Origin of the sequence: Streptomyces spiramenti, from assembly GCF_012034385.1 — a bacterium.
GTDB lineage: Bacteria > Actinomycetota > Actinomycetes > Streptomycetales > Streptomycetaceae > Streptomyces > Streptomyces spiramenti.
On the sequence record NZ_JAAVJB010000076.1, the window covers coordinates 1 to 20979 of the forward strand.

Here is a 20979-nt window from a genome sequence, read left to right on the forward strand (position 1 = left end):
ATCGCGACGCGCCCCGCGCGGGTCGCGTCGGAGGGTGGCTCGTGGTGGGTGGCCGTGCCCGGGGTGACCGGGCCGGGCGTGGCCGTCACCGGGGTGGCCGTGCCGGGGAGCGCCGACTCCCCGGCGTGGGTGCCCGACCTCTCCGGCACCCACCGCGCGGCCTCGCACGGTGCGGCGCCGCACCCGGGCGGCCATCCGCCCGTCCGGTGGCCGTGGGCACCCCCGTGACGAACTTTGATTCAGAACGTACGCTGCTGAATATGGCTATGCATACCGTGGTCGTCGGAACCACCGGCACCTCCCTGGACGACATCACCCTCGTCGCCCGCGGCGACGCCCGGGTCGAGGTCGGCGCCGACGCGCTGGCCGCCCTCGGCGCCGCCCGGCGGATCATCGACGACCTCGCTGCCAAGCCCGAGCCCGTCTACGGCGTCTCCACGGGCTTCGGCGCCCTGGCGGTCCGGCACATCGGCCCCGACCTGCGCGCGCGCCTCCAGCGCAACATCGTGCGCTCGCACGCCGCGGGCATGGGGCCGCGGGTGGAGCGCGAGGTGGTCCGCGGCCTGCTGTTCCTGCGGCTCAAGACGCTCGCCTCCGGCCACACCGGGGTTCGTCCCGAGGTCGCCACCGCCATGGCGGACCTGCTCAACGCGGGCATCACCCCGGCCGTCCGCGAGTACGGCTCCCTCGGCTGCTCCGGCGACCTCGCGCCCCTCTCCCACTGCGCCCTCACCCTCATGGGCGAGGGCGAGGCGGAAGGACCCGACGGCCGCCTCCGCCCCGCCGCGGAGCTGCTCGCCGAACACGGCCTCGCCCCGGTCGAGCTCCGGGAGAAGGAAGGGCTCGCCCTCCTCAACGGCACCGACGGCATGCTCGGGATGCTCGCCATGGCGCTCGCGGACTTCGGCCGCCTGCTCACCGCCGCCGACATCACCGCGGCGCTGACCCTGGAAGCCCTGCTCGGCGCCGACGCCGTGCTCGCACCCGAACTCCAGGCCGTCCGGCCGCACCCCGGCCAGGCCGCCAGCGCCGAGAACATGCGCCGCGTCCTCGCAGGCTCCGGCCTCACCGGGCACCACCAGGACGCCGCCCCCCGGGTGCAGGACGCCTACTCCGTGCGGTGCGCACCCCAGGTCGCCGGCGCCGGGCGGGACACCCTCGACCACGCCCGCACCGTCGCCGAGCGCGAGCTGGCCGCAGCCGTGGACAACCCCGTGGTCCTCCCCGACGGTGACGGCGGCGGCCGTGTCGAGTCCAACGGCAACTTCCACGGGGCGCCCGTCGCCTACGTGCTCGACTTCCTCGCCATCGCCGCGGCCGACCTCGCGTCGATCGCCGAGCGACGCACCGACCGGCTGCTGGACCGCCACCGCTCCCACGGACTGCCGCCGTTCCTCGCCGACGACCCCGGGGTCGACTCCGGCCTGATGATCGCGCAGTACACGCAGGCCGCGCTGGTCAGCGAGATGAAGCGGCTCGCCGCGCCCGCCTCCGTGGACTCCATCCCCTCCTCCGCGATGCAGGAGGACCACGTCTCGATGGGCTGGTCGGCGGCGCGGAAGCTCCGCACGGCCCTCGACAACCTCACCCGGGTCGTCGCCGTGGAGCTGTACACGGCGACGCGCGCCCTGGAACTCCGCGGGACGCTGCCCGCCACCCGGGACCTCGACGCGGGCCCGGCCGGGCGGGCCGTGACGGCCGCCGCCAGGGCTGCCGGCGTCGCGGGCGCCGGCCCCGACCGCTACCTGACGCCGGACCTCGACGCGGCGGAGGCGTTCGTCCGCGACGGTTCGCTCGTCCGCGCGACGGAGACGGTGACGGGGCCGCTGCACTAGAGCGCGCAGCGAGCGCCCTCGGGCGGTGTTTCGAGGTCGAGCAGGTAGGCCTCGACAATGTCGTTCACGCACTCGCTACCTGCGATGAGGTAGGTGCCGTGCTGTTTCCCCTCGACCGTCAACAGGCTCGAGCCGAGGGTCTCGGCCAGCGTGATGCCGCCCGTGTACGGCGTGCCGGGGTCTCCGGTGGTCGCGACGACGAGGGTCTCGGGGAGGTCGGAGGTCGGAGTGACCCAGGGCTGGTCGCGGGAGGGCGGTGCGGGCCACGCCTCGCACTCGTCGCGGAAGGTGCCGCTGGTCAGCTCGTCGAGATCGAACATGGGGGCTATCTCGCCGAGCTCGCGGGCCGCGGTGGTCTGCTCCTCGGGGGAGAGGCGGGGCCAGTCCATGCAGCGCACCGCGATGTTCGTGTCGAGGTCAATGGTGTGCTCGCCCGCTGCGGTGCGGCCGTAGAAGGAGTCGCGCAGGGCGAGGATCTCGTCGGACTCGCCCTTGTCCAGTGCGCCGAGCGCGGAGATGATCGTGGGCCAGCTCGCCTCCGAGTACAGTCCGGCGTTGATGCCGAGGTAGGCGTCCCAGATGGTGACCTCACGACCGTCGCTGCTGACCGCCGGCGTGTCGATCAGTGGCTCCAGGACGTCGTGGAGGCGGTCGTTGGCATCGGCCGGGTCTGCCCCCAGGACGCAGTCCGGCGTCTCCGAGCACATCACGGCAAGTTCGTCGAAGCGCTGCTGGACTGCGACGTACTGGGACACCCGGTGCTCAGTCGGGCTCAGGGTCGGATCCACCGCGCCGTCGATCGCCATGGCTCGGATCTTCTCGGGGTAGGTCTCGGCGTACATGGCCCCGAGTTCAGACCCGTAGCTGTAGCCCAGGAACGTGAGCTTCTCGTCACCGAGGACCTCACGCATGACGTCCATGTCGCGCACGACGTTCACCGAGCCGGCGTTGATCAGGTTCTCGACGCCACCTGAGCCCTCGACGCAGCGGTCGGCGAGCTCCTCCGCCTGTGCAGCGGTGGTGATGTCGTACACGGCCCCGAAGCCGGGCGTTTCTCCGGCGTCGTACTCCTCGTCGCTGTAGCAGTCGAGCGAGGGCGTCGAGCCCCCAACGCCGCGAGGGTCGAAGCCGACGATGTCGAACCGCTCGGCGACGGGACTGTCCTGCCAGAGCGGGAGGTTTGCGGCAACGAAGCTCGTGCCCGCACCTGCTGGTCCGCCTGGATTGATCAGAAGCGATCCGTCCGCTTCACCCGACGCCGGAAGGCGAAGAAGCGCGATCTGGGCAGTGTTCCCGTCCGGCTTGTCATAGTCGACGGGGACTTCGATCGTGGCACATTGCAGCTCTGGATTGGCGAAGAGTTCCTCATCGATCGTGTTTGTCGCGCTACCCGAGCAGCCGGCCCAATCGATATCTTGCTCGAGATAGCTCTGGAGGTCTTCTGTTGGTCCGTCCTCGTCCGGGGGCGCAGTTGACGCGCAGCCGGCGACCAGAAATGCGGCCGAAGCCGCTATTGCGATGGCTGGCGCAAGACCTTTTCGTTGTTTCGTCGCTCGGTTATGAGTCCGCATGGTTCTCTCCTGGGCTTGTCAGGGGTCCGTTCGCGTGTCCGACGTGGCGTCGGCAAAGACCCGGTGGAGGAGCTCTGGGTGACGTCACTGGTGACGGCTGGGTGGTGGCATCCGTCAGGTGTCGACGAAGTCGGTGTCGACATCCAGGAGACGGTTGTGGCGGAAGGTGAGAGCCCGCTCGACGCCGGCCAAGGCCGCTGTGAAGGCAAGCGCCGTGTTCGCCCACACCGGCAGAGCGACCGGGGAATTGAGCGGCGCCGCATAGCGTGCCCAGATCGCCGAGTGGGACACCGTTTCGAGTAGTTGCGGCGCGAGGAGGGCGAGGTTCGCGGCCAGCACGATCACCGCACCGACGGCCAGCGCCCGGCCCACCCCCGGGTGGCGACGTGACAGCTGGTCACGCCAGTGCTCGGGGGTCCCGGGAGCGGCATCGAGACGTCGCTGCGTACCGTCCGCGTGCACCAGATGGATGCGCTGCATCCCGTACCGGGTCGCAGCAACCTCTACCCGGTCGTGCCCCACCGCGAACTGCGCAGGCATCTCGGCGGTCTTCACGTGGTGGTCGTTCCGGTACATCGAGGCCCGCTGTGATGTGTGGTTCACGTCGACGGTGGTCGTCGACCCGTCAGCCAGCTCGACCGTGAAGCGTGTGCGCTGGAGCGAGAGCGACGGCCGGAAACGCGGCAACGGCGACCCCGGCCGCGGAGCGGTCTCCCCGAGCGCGCTCCCGACCCCTTCGAATCCGAGGAGCGCATCACCCTGATCACGTCCCGATCCGGACCTGTCGGGCCAGACATCCTCCATGCCGCTCATGACTCTCCCTCCCGCGGGCCCGAACGCCGAGGAGCGCCGCCCGGCAGGCAATCTAGCTTGCTCGTGCTAAATAACGTAGCACAGTCATGCTACGTCGGTGTATGCTGGCGTCATGCCGAAACGAGTCGACCCGGACCTCCGCCGCGAACAGGTCGCAGACGCCGTCATCGACGAGATCGACGCGCACGGGCTCCGATCGGTGACCCTTGCCCGCATCGCCGCACGATCCGGTCTGGCGGTCGGCAGCATCCGCCACTACTTCGGCGACACCCTGGGTGAGGTCATGCGATTCACGCTCAGCACGCTCATCCAACGAGCCGTGAATCGCAACCCGAGACTCTCCAGCGACCCGGCCAATCGCATCATCGACGTCATCACCTTCGTGGCTCCCACGAGCGAGCAGGGGCGAAAGGAGAACGCCGCTCTCGTCGAATACCGGGTCATGGCACGAACGGATCCCACGCTTGCTGCAGAGGTTGCCGCAACCTCGTCGGCCACACGGGAAGCGATCCGGTCGCTTCTGCTCGAGGCCCTGCCTTCCGGCTCGATCGAGGAGGAGGTCCTGGACCGCGAGGCGCTACATCTCCAATCCTTGATCGAAGGCCTTTCGTTCAGCGCCGGATTGTCTGCTGAGCCACTGCGCGAGGAGGATGTCCGTTCCGTTGCAGAAGCAGCAGTGCAACGAGTTCTACGCTCCCACTCCCCGGCCCGCGATGGGCGTTAGAGCGGCGCCTGGAGGGGCTACCAGGCACACCGCGGAGGCCGTCGAACGCGAGAAGCGGGTCTTCGGGAGGCAGTGCTCCCCTGCTCGTCGAGGCAACGGGCCCTGGCGTGGGTGCCGTTGTGTCGACGGTGCCGCAGTGTGAGACGCCGACCGCGGGCGGACTGCCGGATGGTGCCGTCGGCGCCTTGGCGTGCCGTTTTCCGCCCAGTACTTCACCTCCGCATCGCGGGACGTCGTCGCCGGCGGGGCCCTTGTTCTGGCGGGTGCCGGGAGCAGTGGGTGGCGGGGCTGCGCACCGGCCGGTGCGCGGTCGGTGCGCGGACCCGGTCTACTGGTTCGCGGCTTCGCGAGAGGCGATCCTGTTCGTGCGACCGACCGCGCGGCCCACCGCGTTGCGCATCGCGAGGCCCGGCCGGGTGCGGGGCACCATGAGTCTGGAGAGCAGGCCGACGCGTCGCTGCCGCGGGTCCACCTCGCGGCGGAGCCGCGACTCGTAGGCGGCGAACGCGCGGGCATGGTCACCGGGATGGGTGGCGAGCTCTTCTGCGAGGGCGTACGCGCCCGCCATCGCCATGCTGGACCCGTCACCCAGCAGGGCTGTCGCCCCCGCCGCGTCCCCGAGCAGTACGACCCGTCCCCGGGACCACGAGGGCACCCGGACGGTAGTGAGGGGGTCGAAGAACGGAGCCGGGTGGTCGAGGAACGCCGCCACGAGTTCCGGTGCCCGCCACCGCACGTCGGCGTAGGCGTCGGCCACGGTCCGCTTGTGAAGGGCGATGTTCTTGCGGTCGTGGGGCGCCTGCCGTGCAGCCCGGAAGGTGAAAATCGCGAGCGGGGTGGTCCGCGAGGGGTGAAGGACCAGCATGCGGTTCGGCACGGTCAGCATCGTCATCTCGGTCGGGTCCTCGATGACGTCGGACTCCAGCGGGACGGTCGCGCCGTACAGGCCCAGGTCGCTCGCGAACTGCGTTTCGGGTCCGAATACCAGGCGCCGAACGGTGGAGTGCATCCCGTCGGCACCGACGGCCAGGTCGAAGCGCCGTGGCGCGGACCGCCGGAAGGTGACGTCCACTCCGCCTTCGTCCTGGTCGAGAGCGACGACCGTATCGTCGAACAGGAACTCGGCCTCGGTCTGTGCCGACCGGTGGAGCACCTCGGAGAGGTCGGCTCGGGTCACCTCGACCGTCGGCACCGTGTCCGACGTGAGAGGGAGCTGCAAGATTCGCCTGCCACCGGGGTCGAGCAGGGTCAGCGACCGATTGCGGGTGGCCAGCTCGCGGAGCTGCGGGAGGATGCCCATGCGCTCGGCGACCGGGATCGCGGGCCCCTTCACGACAATCGCGCTACCGCCGGAGCGCAGCTGCCGGGCGTGTTCGACGACCGTCGGCCGGTATCCATTGCGGGAGAGCCAGTACGCGAGTGCGGGCCCTGCGATTCCGGCACCGACTATCAGCACCTCGGGCTTATTCATGACGATGACCTCTCGGCAGGTTCGATGGCCAGGCCCCCGGTGGGCGCCGGGTCGGTTCTGGGGGAGCGTGGGCACGGGGACGGTGCGACCGGACCAAGGTACGATCGGTTTCGTACCTAAGGGAAGCACGCCTTTTGGGTATGATGCAAGTCGTACCTAGGGAGACGTGTGGTTGGGATGAACCAGGCTGGCCCGGAGGGCGATGCCCACGATCTGGGTGCGGTGTTTCGTGCCCTCGCCGACAGGCATCGTCGTTCGGTGATGACGGAGTTGGCTGCCGATCACGGCGACAGTGAACGGGGCTGCAACTCGTTCGGTCTTTCGGTCTCGAAGCAGACCCAGACCCACCACTTCCGGGTCCTGCGCGAGGCGGGTCTCATTGACGAGATCGACTACGGCAACCGCAAGGGCATCCGACTGAGACGCGCGGACATCGAGGGAAGATTCCCCGGGCTGCTCGCGCTGCTGGAAGCAGAACCCCCGGCCGACACCGCTCCTCGCTGAGTACACCGCCGGGGGCCCGGGTCGGCCCCGAGCCGCGAGTAGTACCGAGGTCAGATCGCGCCGCTCCCTGATGGAGGGGTGGGTGTCGAGTCCACGTCGTCCTGCCGGGACCACATGCTCGTTCGCCCGGCCGGGGCTGACCCGCCCACCTCCCCTTCGCACATCCTCGCCCGTGAGGTGACCGCACGTCACCTCGTGCACAGGGTGCGGTGGCACCGCTGGCCGCCCGGCGGCAGGCGCAGCTCGTGCCGGCTCCTCTGTGATGCGGCCATCACCACGCTTGGGCACGGTCCGGCGGGTCGTGGGCGGAGCCGGATGCGGACTGCCGCTGCGGTGACCGTGCCGTGGGAGACGTGGGCCCGCTTGTCGTAACGGGTGGCGACCGTGAGGGGGTTCCTGAGTCGGTTGATGGTCCGCTCGATCTCGTTGCGCCGCCGGTGGCGCTCGCGGTCGAAGCCAGCAGGTCTGCCGCCCGCGCTGCCTCTGCGTCGGCGGTTGGCCCGCTGGTCCCTCGGCTCGGGGATCGTGTGCCTGATGCGCCGTCTCGGCAGGTAGCGGCGCTTGCGGCGGGAGCTGTAAGCCGTGTCGCCGCTGACATGATCGGGCCTGGTCCGGGGCCGCCCGACCAGCGGGCGGGGAACCCGGGTCCGGTCCAGGACCTCGATCATCTGCGGGGTGTCACCCCACTGAACCGGAGTGATCAGTAGAGCCAAGGGGTGGCAGCCGCCTTCACCGGCACGGTGGATCGTGGAGGTCGGGCCGCCCCGGGACCGTCCGAGTCCCTCATCGGGGCGGTGGTGCCGGGGTGTCGTCCTCTTTTCGGGAGCCGGGGCTTGGCCTCGCGGGAGCCGGCCGTGTGCTGGTGGGCCCGGCAGCACGCCGAGTCGAAGCCGACCGTGCCCCAGTCGATCCGCCCGGCGAGGTCGGCGTCGGCCCAGGCCGCCTGCAAGAGCCGGTCCCAGGCGCCGTCCACGGACCAGCGGCGATGCCGCTCGCAGACGGTCTTCCACGAACCGTGGCGTTCCGGCAGATCGCGCCATGGCACACCGGTACGGGCCCGGAACAGGCCCCCGTTGAGCACGATCCGGTGATCGCTCCACCAGCCACCCCGACCACCCGGCGAAGGCAGATGCGGCTCCAGCAACGACCACTCGCGATCCGTCACATCCCCCCGACCCATGACCCAACCAACGAGCGACCGGTCAGAACGTCACACGATCCGCCGGACACGCCCTGGGCCCTGTCTGATCAATCCCGCCTGGCCCGCGGCGTCCGGCACGGCATCTCGCCGCGTCGGAGCCTCGCGCGAGTACGACGGGTAGGAGCTGCGATGCTCCGCTGTGCGGCCAGCCACCCGCCGGCCGCGTCGCCAACCCGTGCGAACCGCGCGCCCAGGACGTGTCCCGACCGCACTGTGGCGTGTCGCGGCGCGGCGGGGTGCGGGCCCCGGCCGCGCCGTCCCGGCGCGACCCGCGGGCTGCTGCATCAACTTCACTCTGTGTGAAGGGAGTTCGGTCACATCCGGTGACGGCGGACCGAGGGGTTCCACCGGCGGCGCCTGACCCGGCGGCGCCGCCGGCGGACGTTCAGCGGGTGCCCTCGATCGTCGAGACGGGGCGGATCTCGTCCTGCTGACTCAGCTCCGCGTCGGAAGCCGGATGCTGCGCCTCGTCCCCGGAGGGTGGCGACGGCAGCAGCCAGACCCCGCAGAGCACGCAACCCGCCACCACCCCCATGACCAGGGGGCGACGGCTGACGGCCGGGTGTTGATCTGCCACGGGAGTACTCCTGGAAGTGGTGCGAACCGGCGGCGTGCGCAGCGATGTTACGACCCGCCGCGGGTCGCACGAAAGGGGCCCGTGGGCTGGGACCTAGGCTCCGGTCCATGAGTGCAGATGAATCGCGATATGTCCGGCTGCATGTCGAGCTCGTACTGGAGGTGGCCGATTCGGAACGGCTCACTTCCGTCGCCCGACAGCGCGTGGACGCCGACGAGTTGATGCCGGACGCGGAGCGTCTGGCCGCGCGGGACGCGGTCGCCGGGGAGCCGGCGGAGGCGGTGGCCTATCTGGTGGAACCGGCCGCGTTGATCGGGGACCTACCCGGCGTCGAACTGGTTCATGCGTCGTGGAGCAGCGAACCCACCGAAGCCGACGGCGAGCCCTCGGCCGACCCCGACGCGGACTGGTACCGCTGACCCCGCGAGGGTGACGCCGGGTGACCGACGTGCGGGGCAGGCCGGTGGCGGACCGTCACCCGGGGTGGTCGCGGCGGCCGGGCCTACGGGCGCCGCGGAGGGTGCCGCCCCTGCGCCCCCTGCGCCCCTGCGCCCTTGCCGACCCGCCGACCCGCCCGACTCCGACGGCGGCTACGGCTGCGGCGCCTGCGGCCGGGTGGTGGCGGGCGGCGCCTCGCAGACGGTGCCGTCGGCGGGCAGTACCCCGTCGATCAGTGCGGCGTCCACCGCTGTGTCGACGCACTCACCGCCGGAACCGTACGCGGTGTGGCCGACGCCCTCACGGGTGAGTAGGACGGCGCCCTCCAGCCGCTGCGCCATGGCCTCCGCCCAGTGGTGCGGCGACACGTTGTCCAGTCGGCCGCCGACCACCAGGATCGGCGGTGCGCCCGCGCCGGTGAGCTCCCGCGTGACGCGGTCCTCGTTCTCGACGGGCCACAGCGCGCAGGTGAGCGCGGAGTAGGCGGCGCGGCTGCCGAGCCGTTCGCCGCGTTCGGCGATCTCCTCAGCGGCGGCGTGGTGCTCGGCCAGGTCGTCCAACTCCGGCCAGTCGACGCACCGGACACCGGTGTGCGGCTCCTGGAGCGTCGCGAAGGGTCCGCCGAACGGCGCGACCGGGACCAGGGCGGCGATGACGTGCAGACCGGTGCCCTCGCCCTGCTGCGCGGCCAGCAGACCGGAGGTGAGCGCGGGCCAGAGCACCGGGGCGCCCGCGGCGGCCCGCACCGCTTCCAGCGCCGTCGCGCCGTCGAGCGTGCCGCCCGGCGTGAGGCCCTCGACCGGCGGCACCTCCAGCGGTGCCGCCTCCAACTCGGTGATCAGGGCGTCGAACGCGTCCTCCGGAGCCCCGTCACCGAAGGGGCACACCGCCACGCCCTCCTCCCGGCAGGTCGCGAACCAGGCGTCGAGCGTCTCCTCGTTGGAGCGCGCGACGTCGTCCAGGAGCCGCAGGGCGTCGTTCTGCCACAGCTCGGTGTCGACCGGGCCGTCGATCACCATGCGGCGCACGCGGTCCGGGAACAGCGTGGCGTACATCGGACCCACCACCGTGCCGTAGGAGGCGCCGTAGAAGGTGATCCGGTCCTCGCCCAGCGCCGCCCGCACCTGGTCGAGGTCCCGGGCCACGTTGTCCGTGGACAGGCTCGCCAGGAACTCGGCGTCCTGGTGGTCCAGGCAGCCCTCCGTCCAGGTCCGGGCGTCTGCGAGCAGCTCGGCGAACGGCTTCCCGCCCGGGACGCCGGGGTCGCGGTCCTCAGCCGCCTGCTCGGCCCGCTGCTCGTCGGTGAGGCACCGCACGGCGCCGGACAGGCCGACACCGCGGGGGTCCACACCGACGACGTCGAACCGCGCGAGGACCTCGGCCGAGTAGGGGCCCTCACCGGTGTCGGCGTCGATCGACTCGACGGTGCCGGTGGCGGGCACCCCGGGGCCGCCCGGGTTGATGAACAGGCTGCCGATGCGCCGGTCCGGGTCGGTGGCCCGGTGCCGGGTCACGGCGAGGGCGATCCGTTCGCCGTCGGGGTCCGTGTACTCGAGCGGGACCTCGACGGTGGCGCAGTCCAGCCCTGTGCCGCACTCCTCCCACACGGCCGGGTCCGGGGTCGGCGCGGCGGCGCCGGACCCGGGGCTCCCAGCGGCGGCGTCGTCCGGCCCGGCGGCCTTCGCCGTGCCGGTCCCGTCGGTGCAGCCGGTGACGGCGAGCACGGCGACGGTCAGTGCCGAGGCGATCCGCAGGGACATCGATGGCGAAGGGGCGTGTCGAGGTGGGGGAAGCATGCCGCCGACGCTAGGCGGGCGGTCCGCCGCCGACCTCCGCCGAAGGGTCCGGATGCGCCGACCGAAGGAGGAGCACGGGTCGTGCTTCCGCCGCCTCGGGTGTTTCCGACGGCCGGCCGGGAGGAGGAGGCGAGGCGCGCTCGGGGACCGGACCCGGACCCGGGAGGCCGCGGGCGGCGAGCGGGGTACGACGGCGGCGCCGACCCGTCACTCCGGGGGAATGAGCCCCGCCTCCTGCACGAGCAGCGCCACCTGCACGCGGTTGTTGAGGTCCAGCTTGCTCAGGATCGCCGAGACGTGCGTCTTGACCGTGGTCAGGGCGAGATGGTGCCGCGCGGCGATCTCGGCATTGGTGCGCCCGGCGCCCAGCTCCGCGGCGACCGTCCGCTCCCGGTCGGCGAGCGCGGCCAGGCGCCGCCGGGCGGCGTCCCGCGCCGTGTCCTGCTCCTGGTCCGACTCCGCGACCCGGGCGATGAGCCGACGCGTCACCTCCGGGGAGAGCACGGGCCGGCCCCGCGCCACGTGCCGGACGGCGGTGACCAGCTCCTCGGGCGGGGTGTCCTTCAGGAGGAACCCCGCCGCGCCCGCCCGCAGCGCACGCAGCACGTGGGCGTCGGTGTCGAAGGTGGTGAGCACGATGACCTGCGGGGCGGACGACCGGCCGCGCAGCGTCGCCGTGGCGGCGAGCCCGTCGGTGCCGGGCATCCGGATGTCCATCAGCACCACGTCGGGCCGGTGCCGCTCGGCGAGCCGCAACGCCTCGGCGCCGTCGCCCGCCTCGGCCACCACCCGCAGGTCGGCGACGCCGCCCAGCATCATCCGCAGCCCGAACCGGACCAGCGGGTCGTCGTCCGCCACCAGCACGTCGATGACGGGCGGGCGGCCGACCGCGTCGTCGACGGGCGGGGGATCGGTCACGACGGCCAGGGTAGCCGCAGCGCCACCCGCCAGCCGCCGGACTCCGTCGGCCCGTGGTCCAGCCGCCCGGCCACCAACCGGGCGCGTTCCGCCAGCCCGCGCAACCCCTGCCCGGAAGCGTCGGGCAGGGGCCGCGCGCCGGTCCGCGGCGCCGCCGCCGTGTTCTCCACCTCGGCGGTCACGTGGTCGCCGGGCCGCCCGGCGAACCGGACCACCACGCGCGCGCCGGGGGCGTGCTTCCGCACGTTGGTCAGCCCCTCCTGCACCAAGCGGTAGACCGTCCGGCCCTGCGTCTCCGGGAGGTCGAGCCCGCCTGTCGTCACCCCCGCCTCGTCCCGCAGCTCGACCGCGGTTCCGGCGTGGCGGGCCTCGTCGATCAGCTCCGGGAGGTCCGCGACGCCCGGCAGCGGCAGCTCGCCCAGCGGCGCCCGGAGCACCCCGATGACCTCGCGGAGGTCCTGCAACGCGCGATGGGCGTTCTCCCGGACGACCTCGGCGGCCCGCACCCGGTCCTCGGCCGGCGCGTCGGGACGGTAGCGGAGGGCGCCCGCGTGGAGGCTGAGCAGCGAGAGCCGGTGGCCGAGGACGTCGTGCATCTCGCGCGCGAGGGCTCCCCGCGCCTCCCGCTCGGCGCGCTCCGCCCGCAGCAGCGCCTCTACCTCGGCCGCCGCCGCCCGCTCCCGCAGGGACGCGACCAGCGCCCGGCGGTTGCGCACGGACAGCCCCCACGCCACCGTGGCGAGATGCCCCAGGCCGATGGCGGTGAACACCGACAGGACCGGTGCCCCCGTCTCGGGCCAGCGCAGCTGGTACGCCGTGATCGCGGCGAGGCTGATGGCGCAGACCGTCACCGTCTCCCTCGTGGAGCGGTGCACCGCGACGGTGAACAACGCGACGACCGCCGCCGGCGCGGCCGTCTCGGCGAACGCGCTCGCCACCGCGAGGGCGACGCCGAGCACGAACGGGAACCGGCGGCGCCACCACAGCGCGACGCAGCCCACCGCGCCCGTGACCGCGTCCACCTGAAGGACCCAGTCGGAGACCGGCACCGGGTCGTTCGCCTGCTGGACCACGGTGATCAGCGCCACTGCCGCCGCCAGCAGGAACAGGCCGGCGTCGACCACCACCTGCCGGGGTGCCCACTCCCGCGTTCCCGTCGTGTCGCCCATCGGCCCGATCCTAGGCCGCGGTCACGGCACGACGGCCCCACAGCGGCCGGTGGCACGGGTCGCCACGGGTGTCCCGCGGTTCGCCGCGCCCGGTGCTCCGGCGCGGCGCGCGGCCGGGTGCGTCAGCCGTCGGCCTTCGCCACGCCGATCGGGCAGGAGACGCCCGTGCCGCCGATGCCGCAGTACCCGCCGGGGTTCTTGTCGAGGTACTGCTGGTGGTAGTCCTCGGCCGGGTAGAACGTGTTCTCGGCCGCGGACCCGATCTCCGTGGTGATCCGGCCGTGACCGGCCCGCTCCAGCACCGCCTGGTACGCCTCACGGGAGGCGCGGGCGGTCGCGTCCTGCGCGGGGGAGTGGGTGAACAGCGCCGACCGGTAGGCGGTGCCGATGTCGTTGCCCTGCCGGAAACCCTGCGTCGGGTCGTGGGACTCCCAGAAGACCCGCAGCAGCTCCTCGTAGCTCACCCGCGCGGGGTCGAAGACCACCCGCACGACCTCGGCGTGCCCGGTGCGGCCGGTGCAGCTCTCCTCGTAGGTCGGGTGGGGGGTGATACCGCCCTGGTAACCGACGAGGGTGGTCCACACGCCCTCCGTCTGCCAGAACTTCCGCTCCGCTCCCCAGAAGCAGCCCAGCCCGAAGTCGGCGACCTCGAACCCGTCCGGGTACGGGCCCTGGAGCGGGTTGCCCAGGACGGTGTGGCGCTCCGGCACCCGGAACGTCGGCTCGTGGCGGCCGGGCAGGGCCTCCTCGGCGGTGGGGAGCCGGTCCTTCATACCGAACAGCATGACGATCTCCTGGCGTGTGTCGGCTCAGCGGCGTCCGATGGCGACGGCCCGGAAGGCCGCGTACTCCTGCGCCGGGTTCCCGCTGTTGACCCAGGGCAGCGCCCCTACATAACCATCGACGGCCCACACCTGTTCCTTGGCCTCCTCGTACCGCTCGGCGCGGACGAGGAACCACAGCAGCAGGTGCCGGACGTGCGGCACCACCGGGTGGTCGGGCCGGGTGTTCGACAGCGCGAACCGGGCCGCCTCCAGCGCGTCCCCGATGGTCGCGCCGCTGTACATGCTGGGGGAGAGCTGGACGTCGGGGAGGTGGTCGAATACGGCGAAGAGCGGCAGCGCCGGCAGCAGCGACCGCGGCGGGGCGGCGCCGGCGGCGCTCTGCGCGAAGCCGTACGCCTCCTCCTTGGAGCCGTGCCAGTTCTCCGACCAGTAGCTGAGCGCCGCCAGATGCGCGCCCATGTGGTCGCGGCTGCGCCGGGTGACCTCCGACCACACCGCCTCGAAGTCGGCCTTGCGGTAGCTCAGCCCGCGCGCCACGAACAGCTCGGTGATGTGCGGGGTCGGGTCGTCGGGAGCGAGCAGCGCCGCGTCCGCCGCCGCGGTGCGCGCCTCCTCCAGGATGATCCGGCTGTCGGCGGACCCGGTGTTCGACATCGCCTGCCAGACGAGGAACTGCGCGTACACCTGCGCGCCGCCCGCGTCGGAGGGCTCGTCCGCGCGCCAGGCACGGAGCCAGCCCGCGTCACGCCGGGAGCCGGGCCCGGCCGGCGCGTCGGGGTGACCGGGTTCCCCCGAAGCGGGGCCGTGCTCGCCGTGCCACTGCGCCAGCTCCATGGCGGCGGCCCCGGCCAGGGACTGCACCCGCTGCCAGCGCTGCTCGTCGTCGTCGGTCAGCGCCAGCAGCCGGCCGGCGGGCCGCCAGTCCTGCGTCCGCTGCGCCTCCTCCAGCGCGTCGACCAGTTCCTGGTCGGGGCCGGGGAGCCGCAGGTCGAGGTCGTCCACGGCGACCAGTCCGCCCGAGGAGACGGAGCCGCCGGTCCGGCCGCCGTCGGCGTCGCCCTCCTTGGAGAGGGAGACGCCGCCGGACTTCTGCTGCCGGGGTCGGCCGGAGCCGGCCGGGCGGGTCATGTCCTGCGCGGTCTCGGCGGCCTGTTCGAGTGCCCGCCGCTCCTGCCGCCGGCGGATCGCGGGCAGGACGGCCACCCCGAAGATGGCGGTCAGTGCGATCAACAGCCACAAGGCTTCCATGGCGCGCAGCTCCTCGCTCACAGGTTCGATGTCACCCGGGGTGCGGAGCTCGTCCACGTCGCCCCCGGTGCCTTTCAACCCTAAAGGCAGGGCCCCGCCCCGTGTCCGCCACCCGCGAGGACCGGTGTGTGCCGGTGCACCCCGACCCGTCCCGGCGCGTGCGCGCCGAGGAGGAACACCGGGGCCCCGGGCGGCATTACGGTGTCCCCATGAACGAGCGCAGCCAGCACTTCGAGACCCTGGCCATCCACGCGGGGCAGGAGCCCGACGCGGCCACCGGGGCCGTGGTCCCCCCGATCCACCAGGTGTCCACCTACAAGCAGGACGGGGTGGGCGGCCTGCGCGGCGGCTACGAGTACAGCCGGTCCGCGAACCCGACCCGGACCGCGCTGGAGGAGAACCTCGCGGCCCTGGAAGGGGGGCGCCGCGGTCTCGCCTTCGCCTCGGGTCTGGCGGCCGAGGACTGCCTGCTGCGCACCGTGCTGAGCCCCGGCGACCACCTGGTCATCCCCGACGACGCCTACGGCGGCACGTTCCGGCTCATCGCGAAGGTCGTGGAGCGCTGGGGCGTGACCTGGTCGGTGGCGGACACCTCCGACCCCGCTGCGGTGCGGGCGGCGCTGCGGCCCGAGACCCGCATGGTGTGGGTGGAGACGCCGTCCAACCCGCTGCTGGGCATCAGCGACATCGCGGCGCTCGCCGACATCACCCGCTCCGCGGGGGTGCGCCTGGTCGTCGACAACACCTTCGCCAGCCCCTACCTCCAGCAGCCGCTGTCGCTGGGCGCGGACGTGGTGGTGCACTCCACCACCAAGTACATGGGCGGGCACTCGGATGTCGTCGGCGGCGCCCTGGTGGTCTCCGACTCGGCGCTCGGCGAGGAACTGGCCTACCACCAGAACGCCATGGGGGCGATCGCCGGGCCGTTCGACGCCTGGCTGGTGATGCGCGGCATCAAGACCCTCGCCGTGCGGATGGACCGGCACTGCGCCAACGCGGCGCGGATCGCCGAGATGCTGGTCGCGCACCCGAAGGTCAGTGCGGTCCACTTCCCGGGGCTGGAGTCCCACCCCGGCCACGAGACCGCCGCCAAGCAGATGCGGGACTTCGGCGGCATGGTCTCCTTCCGTGTCGCCGCGGGTGAGGAGGCGGCGGTCGCCGTCTGCGACCGCGCGAAGGTCTTCACCCTGGGCGAGTCGCTCGGCGGGGTGGAGTCGTTGATCGAGCACCCGGGCCGGATGACGCACGCCTCGGTCGCCGGCTCCGCGCTGGAGGTCCCGGCGGACCTGGTCCGGCTCTCGGTCGGCATCGAGGCCGTCGACGACCTGCTGGCCGACCTCACCGAGGCGCTCGGCTGACGTCCTGCGGGTGCCGGTGCCGGTGCCGGTGCCGGTGCCGGTGCCGGTGCGGGTGCGGGTGCGGGCGCGGCGTCCCGCTGCCGCCGGGCGCGCCGAGGGGCCGCCGGGATACCTCCCGGCGGCCCCTCGGCCTGTGGTCGTGTCGTGTGCTCCCCCGTACCGCCCTGGTGCCGCCCCTCCCGCGCCGGCGGGGACGATGGCACGTCGGGCGGTCCCGGCCCGTGCGGTCGCGTGGCTAGCGCGACCGCGGCCGTCAAGCCGTCAGCGTGGCGTGCCGGGTGCGCTCTGCCAGCGCGCCACGGCGTCGTTGAAGCGGATCAGCTGCCCGTGGAAGACCTCCCTCTCCTCATCGGTCCAGCCGTCGGTCAGTGCTGTTATGAGCTTGCGCCGAGAGGCGCGCACCTCGTCCAGCCGGGCGCTGCCCCGGGCGGAGAGGCGGAGGACGACGGCCCGGCCGTCGTCGGGGTCGGCGGCACGGTCGACCAGCCCGGAGTCCACCAGCGGTGCCACCTGGCGGGTGACGGTGGACGAGTCGATGCCCATGCCGGAGGCGAGGGACTTCACGCCGGTCGGTCCGGCCTGGTCGAGCCTGCTGAGGAGGAGGTAGGCCGCCCGGTCCATGGAGTTGCGGGCGGGACCCAGGCCACCGAGCCGGGTCTGCTCGGCGCGACGTGCGAACACGGCGACCTCGTGCTGGAGTGCGTCCAGCAGTTGGTCGACCGTGTTCGGCGACGCGGTGTCTTCTGCGACTTCAGGTGTCATATGAGGGGTACCTGGCATTGATGGAGTGAAGGGTCAGGCGTGGGGGGTGGCGCGAGATGCGCCACAGAGTACGCGGCGCGTGCCGTGGAGGGCACAGTCGTCCCCGTGGTGCGAAGTCGCCGTGACGTAACGGTATTTGCTCCGCACCGTCATCCGGCGACCAGGTCCGCGCTCCGGACCGCGGGCCGTTGGGTGCCCGGCGGGGGCCGCGCCGCCCCGTATGGGTTTCGAACGCATGACAGTGCGTGACGGAACTCCCCGGCCCCCGGCGGACGGCGCACCGCCGTGGCCTGCTGCGAAACTGTGCCCATGGCTGCGAACCTCCCCGGGGGCAACCCTCCCGTGACCCCGCTCCCCACGCTCGAAGACGTCCGGGAAGCACAGAAGACCCTGTCCGGCGTCGCCCGCGTCACCGCGATGGAGGGCAGCCGGTTCCTGAGCCGGTTGGTGGGCGGCCCCGTGCAGATGAAGTGCGAGAACCTCCAGCGCACCGGCTCGTTCAAGCTGCGGGGCGCCTACACGCGCATCGCCGGCCTCTCCGCGGAGGAACGCTCCCGGGGGGTCGTGGCGGCCAGCGCGGGCAACCACGCGCAGGGCGTGGCACTCGCCGCCTCCCTGCTGGGGGTGGCCTCGACCGTGTTCATGCCGGTGGGCGCGCCCCTGCCCAAGGTCGCCGCGACCCGCGAGTACGGGGCGACGGTGCGGACCCACGGGCAGGTCGTGGACGAGACCCTGGCCGCGGCGCAGGAGTACGCGCGGGAGACCGGCGCCGTCTTCATCCATCCCTTCGACCACCCCGACGTCGTCGCGGGCCAGGGCACGGTGGGACTGGAGATCCTGGAGCAGTGCCCCGAGGTGCGGACGGTGGTCGTCGGCATCGGCGGTGGCGGCCTGGCCGCCGGGGTGGCGCTGGCGATCAAGTCCATCCGGCCGGACGTGCGGGTCGTCGGCGTGCAGGCCGAGGGAGCGGCGGCCTACCCGCCCTCGCTGGCGGCGGGGCGGCCGGTCTCCCTGGACCGGGTCGCCACCATGGCCGACGGCATGAAGGTCGGGCGCCCCGGCGACGTCCCCTTCCGCATCATCGGCGAACTGGTCGACGAGGTCCGCACTGTTTCCGAGGACGCGCTCTCCAGTGCGCTGCTGCTGTGCCTGGAGCGGGCCAAGATGGTGGTGGAACCCGCCGGGGCGGCCTCCGTCGCGGCGCTGCTCAGCGAGCCGGCGGCCTTCCGCGGACCGGTGGTGGCGCTGCTCTCCGGCGGCAACGTGGACCCGCTGGTGCTCCAGCGCACCCTCCGGCACGGCATGGCCGCGGCGGGCCGTTACCTGTCGCTGCGGATGCGGTTGCCGGACCGCCCGGGGGTGCTCGCTGCATTGCTGGGGGAGCTGTCGCGGGCCGACGCCAACGTGCTCGCCGTCAACCACGTCCGGATCGATCCCGGACTCGGGATCGAGGAGGCGGAGGTCGAGCTCCAGCTGGAGACCCAGGGGCCCGAGCACTGCGCCGAGGTGGCGGGCGACCTGCGCTCGGCCGGTTACACCGTCCTGGACTGACGCCCACCCGGGCGACCGGGGGCTGTTCGCGGTGAGCGTCGTGGTTCGACCGGAAACGGTCGGTTCGCGGCCAGAACCCAGCTCGGCATATCGCGATACATCGCGATGCTCTAGGGTGGCGGCCCGGGCCCGTCGGGGTGAGCCTGAGAGGCAGCGGAGCCCGCGTCGGCTGTCGGACGCCCCGGCCCGCCCGCCACCAGTGGCGACCGACCGGCCACCCGGACGGCCGCCGGACGAGACCCAGATCGGGAGAGACCATGCCAGGGGCCATCTACGCGGAGGGTCTGGTCAAGACCTTCGGCGATGTCAGGGCACTGGACGGCGTCGACATCGACGTCCCAGAGGGCACCGTCCTCGGCCTGCTCGGGCCGAACGGCGCCGGCAAGACCACGGCGGTGCGCGTGCTGACCACGCTCATCCAGCCGGACAGCGGGCGCGCCGAGGTGGCGGGCATCGACGTGCTGCGCCAACCCAACCGGGTGCGGGCCTCGATCGGCCTCTCCGGGCAGTTCGCCGCCGTCGACGAGTACCTCACCGGCCGGGAGAACCTCCAGATGGTCGGGCAGCTCTACCAGCTGTCGGGACGCGACGCGAAGAAGCGGGCCGGCGAGCTCCTGGAGCGTTTCAACCTCGCCGAGGCCGCCGACCGCACCGCCAAGACCTACTCCGGCGGCATGCGACGCCGGCTGGACCTCGCGGCGGCGCTCGTCGTCCGCCCGCCGGTCATGTTCATGGACGAGCCGACCACCGGTCTCGACCCCCGCAACCGCCAGGCGCTGTGGGACGTGATCCAGGACCTCGTCGCCGGCGGCACCACCCTGCTGCTCACCACCCAGTACCTGGAGGAGGCCGACCACCTCGCGCACAGCATCGCCGTGGTCGACCTCGGCCGCATCATCGCCCGCGGCACCTCCGACGAGCTCAAGGACGCCACCGGCGGCGACGTGGTCGAGGTCGTCGTGCAGGACCGGGCGCACCTCTCGACCGCGCGCGAGGTCCTGGCACGGCTCGGCCAGGGGGAGGTCGTGGTCGAGGACCACACCAGGCGGCTCACCGTCCCCGTCGAGGGTGGAGCGAAGCTGCTCGCCGAGGTCATCCGTGAACTCGACGCCGAAGGGATCGAGATCAACGACATCGGGCTGCGGCGCCCCACCCTGGACGACGTCTTCATCTCTCTCACCGGCCACAGCGCCGAGGACGCCCCGTTGTCCCGGGAGAACGCCCCGGGGACGGATCCCGAGGCGGCGGAGTCCCACCCCGAGGCCGGCGCCGCGAACCGCCCCCGGACCCGCGCCGACCAGCAGGAGGAGGGCAAGTGACCATCACCGAACAGAGCCCGGCGCCCGCGCCCCGCACCGGGGGCGACCTCTCCATCGGCGTCGGCCAGGCGGTCCGCGACTCCTTCGTCGTCGCGCGCCGCAACCTGCTGCGCATGATGCGGATCCCCGAGGTCGTCGTCTTCGGACTCGTCCAGCCCATCATGTTCGTGGTGCTGTTCAGCTACGTCTTCGGCGGATCCATCAACATCCCGGGGGCGGGACTGGACGCCTCGTCCTACCGCGAGTGGCTGATGGGCGGCATCTTCGCCCAGACCGTCACCTTCGCCACCGCGGGGGCCAGCGCGGGCATCGCCGAGGACATGCAGAAGGGCATCATCGACCGGTTCCGGTCGCTGCCCATGGCGCGCGGCGCGGTCCTGACCGGGCGGACCTTCGCCGACCTCGCCCAGACCGCGTTGACGCTGGTCGTCCTCGCGATCGTCGCGTTCCTCGTCGGCTGGCGCTTCCACGACGGAGTCGTCAAGGCGTTCGCCGCGTTCGTGCTGCTGCTCCTGCTCGGCTACTCCTTCACCTGGATCGGCGCGCTCATCGGACTGTCGGTGCGTTCCCCGGAGGCGGCGACCTCCGGCGGGCTCATCTGGCTGTTCCCGCTGACGTTCATCTCGGTCGCGTTCGTGCCCTCGGAGAACATGCCGGGCTGGTTGCAGCCGGTCGCGGAGTGGAACCCGTTCTCGGCGGCGGTCCTGGCCGTCCGCGAGCTGTTCGGCAACCTGCCGCCTGGCTACCAGGCGCCCGACGCCTGGCCGTTGCAGAACCCGGTGCTGGCGACCGTCATCTTCTGCGTCGTGATCATCGCGCTGTTCCGGACGCTGGCGGTGCGGAAGTACAAGCGCGCCACCGGCTGACGCCGCGGCGCCCCGCCGCCCGGGCCCCGGCCCGCCCCGCCACGCGGGGTGCGCCGGGGCCCGGGCGTCTATC

Annotated in this window: 19 protein-coding genes and 1 pseudogene; 9 read left to right on the top strand and 11 right to left on the bottom strand. The window is 72.7% G+C overall.

Going from position 1 to position 20979, the window contains the following annotated elements; translation table 11 throughout:
- Positions 1 to 228 (top strand): hypothetical protein (locus tag HCJ92_RS24340; protein WP_209311012.1); only part of this gene is annotated, 228 nt, incomplete at its 5' end.
- A gap of 38 nt (positions 229 to 266) precedes the next feature.
- Entirely contained in the window at positions 267 to 1835 is a 1569-nt protein-coding gene (hutH, locus tag HCJ92_RS11610; RefSeq protein ID WP_167933451.1) for a histidine ammonia-lyase, read from the top strand.
- On the opposite strand, the gene HCJ92_RS11615 is transcribed toward hutH, so the two are convergent.
- On the bottom strand, positions 1832 to 3406 hold the full coding sequence (locus tag HCJ92_RS11615; protein ID WP_167933437.1) for an alpha/beta hydrolase: 1575 nt from the start codon (positions 3404 to 3406) through the stop codon (positions 1832 to 1834). The two genes, hutH and HCJ92_RS11615, sit on opposite strands and share 4 nt — an antisense overlap.
- 114 nt (positions 3407 to 3520) lie before the next feature.
- A complete protein-coding gene (locus tag HCJ92_RS11620) occupies positions 3521 to 4219 on the bottom strand; it encodes a hypothetical protein (RefSeq protein ID WP_167933438.1) in 699 nt (232 codons plus the stop codon).
- 112 nt (positions 4220 to 4331) lie between these two features.
- On the opposite strand from HCJ92_RS11620, the gene HCJ92_RS11625 reads away from it, so the two are divergent.
- Entirely contained in the window at positions 4332 to 4943 is a 612-nt protein-coding gene (locus HCJ92_RS11625; protein ID WP_167933439.1) for a TetR/AcrR family transcriptional regulator, read from the top strand.
- 328 nt (positions 4944 to 5271) lie between these two features.
- Here HCJ92_RS11625 and HCJ92_RS11630 read toward each other — a convergent pair whose 3' ends face one another.
- Complete coding sequence (locus tag HCJ92_RS11630) at positions 5272 to 6414, bottom strand: FAD-dependent monooxygenase (RefSeq protein ID WP_167933440.1); 1143 nt, start codon at positions 6412 to 6414, stop codon at positions 5272 to 5274.
- Between the two features lie 177 nt (positions 6415 to 6591).
- On the opposite strand from HCJ92_RS11630, the gene HCJ92_RS11635 reads away from it, so the two are divergent.
- A complete protein-coding gene (locus HCJ92_RS11635; protein WP_167933441.1) occupies positions 6592 to 6918 on the top strand; it encodes an ArsR/SmtB family transcription factor in 327 nt (108 codons plus the stop codon).
- Positions 6919 to 7223: 305 nt separating this feature from the next.
- On the opposite strand, the pseudogene HCJ92_RS11640 reads toward HCJ92_RS11635, so the two are convergent.
- Positions 7224 to 8098: pseudogene (locus HCJ92_RS11640) on the bottom strand (IS5 family transposase); the annotation flags it as partial.
- Between the two features lie 406 nt (positions 8099 to 8504).
- The gene (locus HCJ92_RS11645; RefSeq protein WP_167933442.1) at positions 8505 to 8696 is read right to left on the bottom strand and encodes a hypothetical protein; all 192 of its coding nucleotides are present in this window, start codon (positions 8694 to 8696) and stop codon (positions 8505 to 8507) included.
- Between the two features lie 107 nt (positions 8697 to 8803).
- Between HCJ92_RS11645 and HCJ92_RS11650 the strand changes: the two genes are divergently transcribed.
- The gene (locus HCJ92_RS11650) at positions 8804 to 9115 is read left to right on the top strand and encodes a hypothetical protein (RefSeq protein ID WP_167933443.1); all 312 of its coding nucleotides are present in this window, start codon (positions 8804 to 8806) and stop codon (positions 9113 to 9115) included.
- A 171-nt stretch (positions 9116 to 9286) separates the two neighbouring features.
- On the opposite strand, the gene HCJ92_RS11655 is transcribed toward HCJ92_RS11650, so the two are convergent.
- From HCJ92_RS11655 to HCJ92_RS11675, 5 genes are all read right to left on the bottom strand, one after another.
- A complete protein-coding gene (locus tag HCJ92_RS11655; protein WP_245240797.1) occupies positions 9287 to 10930 on the bottom strand; it encodes an alpha/beta hydrolase in 1644 nt (547 codons plus the stop codon).
- 207 nt (positions 10931 to 11137) lie between these two features.
- Positions 11138 to 11848, bottom strand: coding sequence for a response regulator transcription factor (locus HCJ92_RS11660; protein WP_338054134.1), 711 nt, complete (start codon positions 11846 to 11848; stop codon positions 11138 to 11140).
- Positions 11845 to 13017 (bottom strand): sensor histidine kinase, encoded by a 1173-nt coding sequence (locus HCJ92_RS11665; protein WP_167933444.1) that lies wholly within the window; start codon positions 13015 to 13017, stop codon positions 11845 to 11847. Before HCJ92_RS11665 ends, HCJ92_RS11660 begins: the two co-directional genes overlap by 4 nt.
- Positions 13018 to 13139: 122 nt before the next feature.
- On the bottom strand, positions 13140 to 13802 hold the full coding sequence (gene msrA / locus HCJ92_RS11670; protein ID WP_167933445.1) for a peptide-methionine (S)-S-oxide reductase MsrA: 663 nt from the start codon (positions 13800 to 13802) through the stop codon (positions 13140 to 13142).
- 24 nt (positions 13803 to 13826) lie between these two features.
- A complete protein-coding gene (locus tag HCJ92_RS11675; protein ID WP_167933446.1) occupies positions 13827 to 15050 on the bottom strand; it encodes a hypothetical protein in 1224 nt (407 codons plus the stop codon).
- A 209-nt stretch (positions 15051 to 15259) separates the two neighbouring features.
- On the opposite strand from HCJ92_RS11675, the gene HCJ92_RS11680 reads away from it, so the two are divergent.
- Positions 15260 to 16408, top strand: a complete 1149-nt coding sequence (locus tag HCJ92_RS11680) for a cystathionine gamma-synthase (RefSeq protein ID WP_167933447.1) — start codon at positions 15260 to 15262, stop codon at positions 16406 to 16408.
- Between the two features lie 261 nt (positions 16409 to 16669).
- Here the strand turns inward: HCJ92_RS11680 and HCJ92_RS11685 are convergent, their stop codons facing one another.
- On the bottom strand, positions 16670 to 17170 hold the full coding sequence (locus tag HCJ92_RS11685) for a MarR family winged helix-turn-helix transcriptional regulator (RefSeq protein ID WP_245240798.1): 501 nt from the start codon (positions 17168 to 17170) through the stop codon (positions 16670 to 16672).
- A gap of 309 nt (positions 17171 to 17479) precedes the next feature.
- Here HCJ92_RS11685 and ilvA point away from each other — a divergent pair, with 309 nt between their 5' ends.
- From ilvA to HCJ92_RS11700, 3 genes are all read left to right on the top strand, one after another.
- Positions 17480 to 18721, top strand: coding sequence for a threonine ammonia-lyase (gene ilvA, locus HCJ92_RS11690; protein ID WP_167933449.1), 1242 nt, complete (start codon positions 17480 to 17482; stop codon positions 18719 to 18721).
- 257 nt (positions 18722 to 18978) lie between these two features.
- Entirely contained in the window at positions 18979 to 20040 is a 1062-nt protein-coding gene (locus HCJ92_RS11695) for an ATP-binding cassette domain-containing protein (protein ID WP_167933450.1), read from the top strand.
- A 2-nt stretch (positions 20041 to 20042) separates the two neighbouring features.
- The gene (locus HCJ92_RS11700; protein ID WP_167933454.1) at positions 20043 to 20906 is read left to right on the top strand and encodes an ABC transporter permease; all 864 of its coding nucleotides are present in this window, start codon (positions 20043 to 20045) and stop codon (positions 20904 to 20906) included.
- Positions 20907 to 20979 lie beyond the last annotated feature (73 nt).

Coding starts and splice junctions, on each gene's coding strand:
- HCJ92_RS11630 (WP_167933440.1), bottom strand. CDS start 6,414: ATGAATAAGCCCGAGGTGCTGATAGTCGGTGCCGGAATCGCAGGGCCC.
- HCJ92_RS11675 (WP_167933446.1), bottom strand. CDS start 15,050: ATGGAAGCCTTGTGGCTGTTGATCGCACTGACCGCCATCTTCGGGGTG.
- HCJ92_RS11615 (WP_167933437.1), bottom strand. CDS start 3,406: ATGCGGACTCATAACCGAGCGACGAAACAACGAAAAGGTCTTGCGCCA.
- HCJ92_RS11635 (WP_167933441.1), top strand. CDS start 6,592: ATGAACCAGGCTGGCCCGGAGGGCGATGCCCACGATCTGGGTGCGGTG.
- HCJ92_RS11685 (WP_245240798.1), bottom strand. CDS start 17,170: ATGACACCTGAAGTCGCAGAAGACACCGCGTCGCCGAACACGGTCGAC.
- ilvA (WP_167933449.1), top strand. CDS start 17,480: ATGGCTGCGAACCTCCCCGGGGGCAACCCTCCCGTGACCCCGCTCCCC.
- HCJ92_RS11665 (WP_167933444.1), bottom strand. CDS start 13,017: ATGGGCGACACGACGGGAACGCGGGAGTGGGCACCCCGGCAGGTGGTG.
- msrA (WP_167933445.1), bottom strand. CDS start 13,802: ATGCTGTTCGGTATGAAGGACCGGCTCCCCACCGCCGAGGAGGCCCTG.
- HCJ92_RS11680 (WP_167933447.1), top strand. CDS start 15,260: ATGAACGAGCGCAGCCAGCACTTCGAGACCCTGGCCATCCACGCGGGG.
- HCJ92_RS11655 (WP_245240797.1), bottom strand. CDS start 10,930: ATGCTTCCCCCACCTCGACACGCCCCTTCGCCATCGATGTCCCTGCGG.
- HCJ92_RS11695 (WP_167933450.1), top strand. CDS start 18,979: ATGCCAGGGGCCATCTACGCGGAGGGTCTGGTCAAGACCTTCGGCGAT.
- HCJ92_RS11650 (WP_167933443.1), top strand. CDS start 8,804: ATGAGTGCAGATGAATCGCGATATGTCCGGCTGCATGTCGAGCTCGTA.
- HCJ92_RS11625 (WP_167933439.1), top strand. CDS start 4,332: ATGCCGAAACGAGTCGACCCGGACCTCCGCCGCGAACAGGTCGCAGAC.
- HCJ92_RS11620 (WP_167933438.1), bottom strand. CDS start 4,219: ATGAGCGGCATGGAGGATGTCTGGCCCGACAGGTCCGGATCGGGACGT.
- hutH (WP_167933451.1), top strand. CDS start 267: ATGCATACCGTGGTCGTCGGAACCACCGGCACCTCCCTGGACGACATC.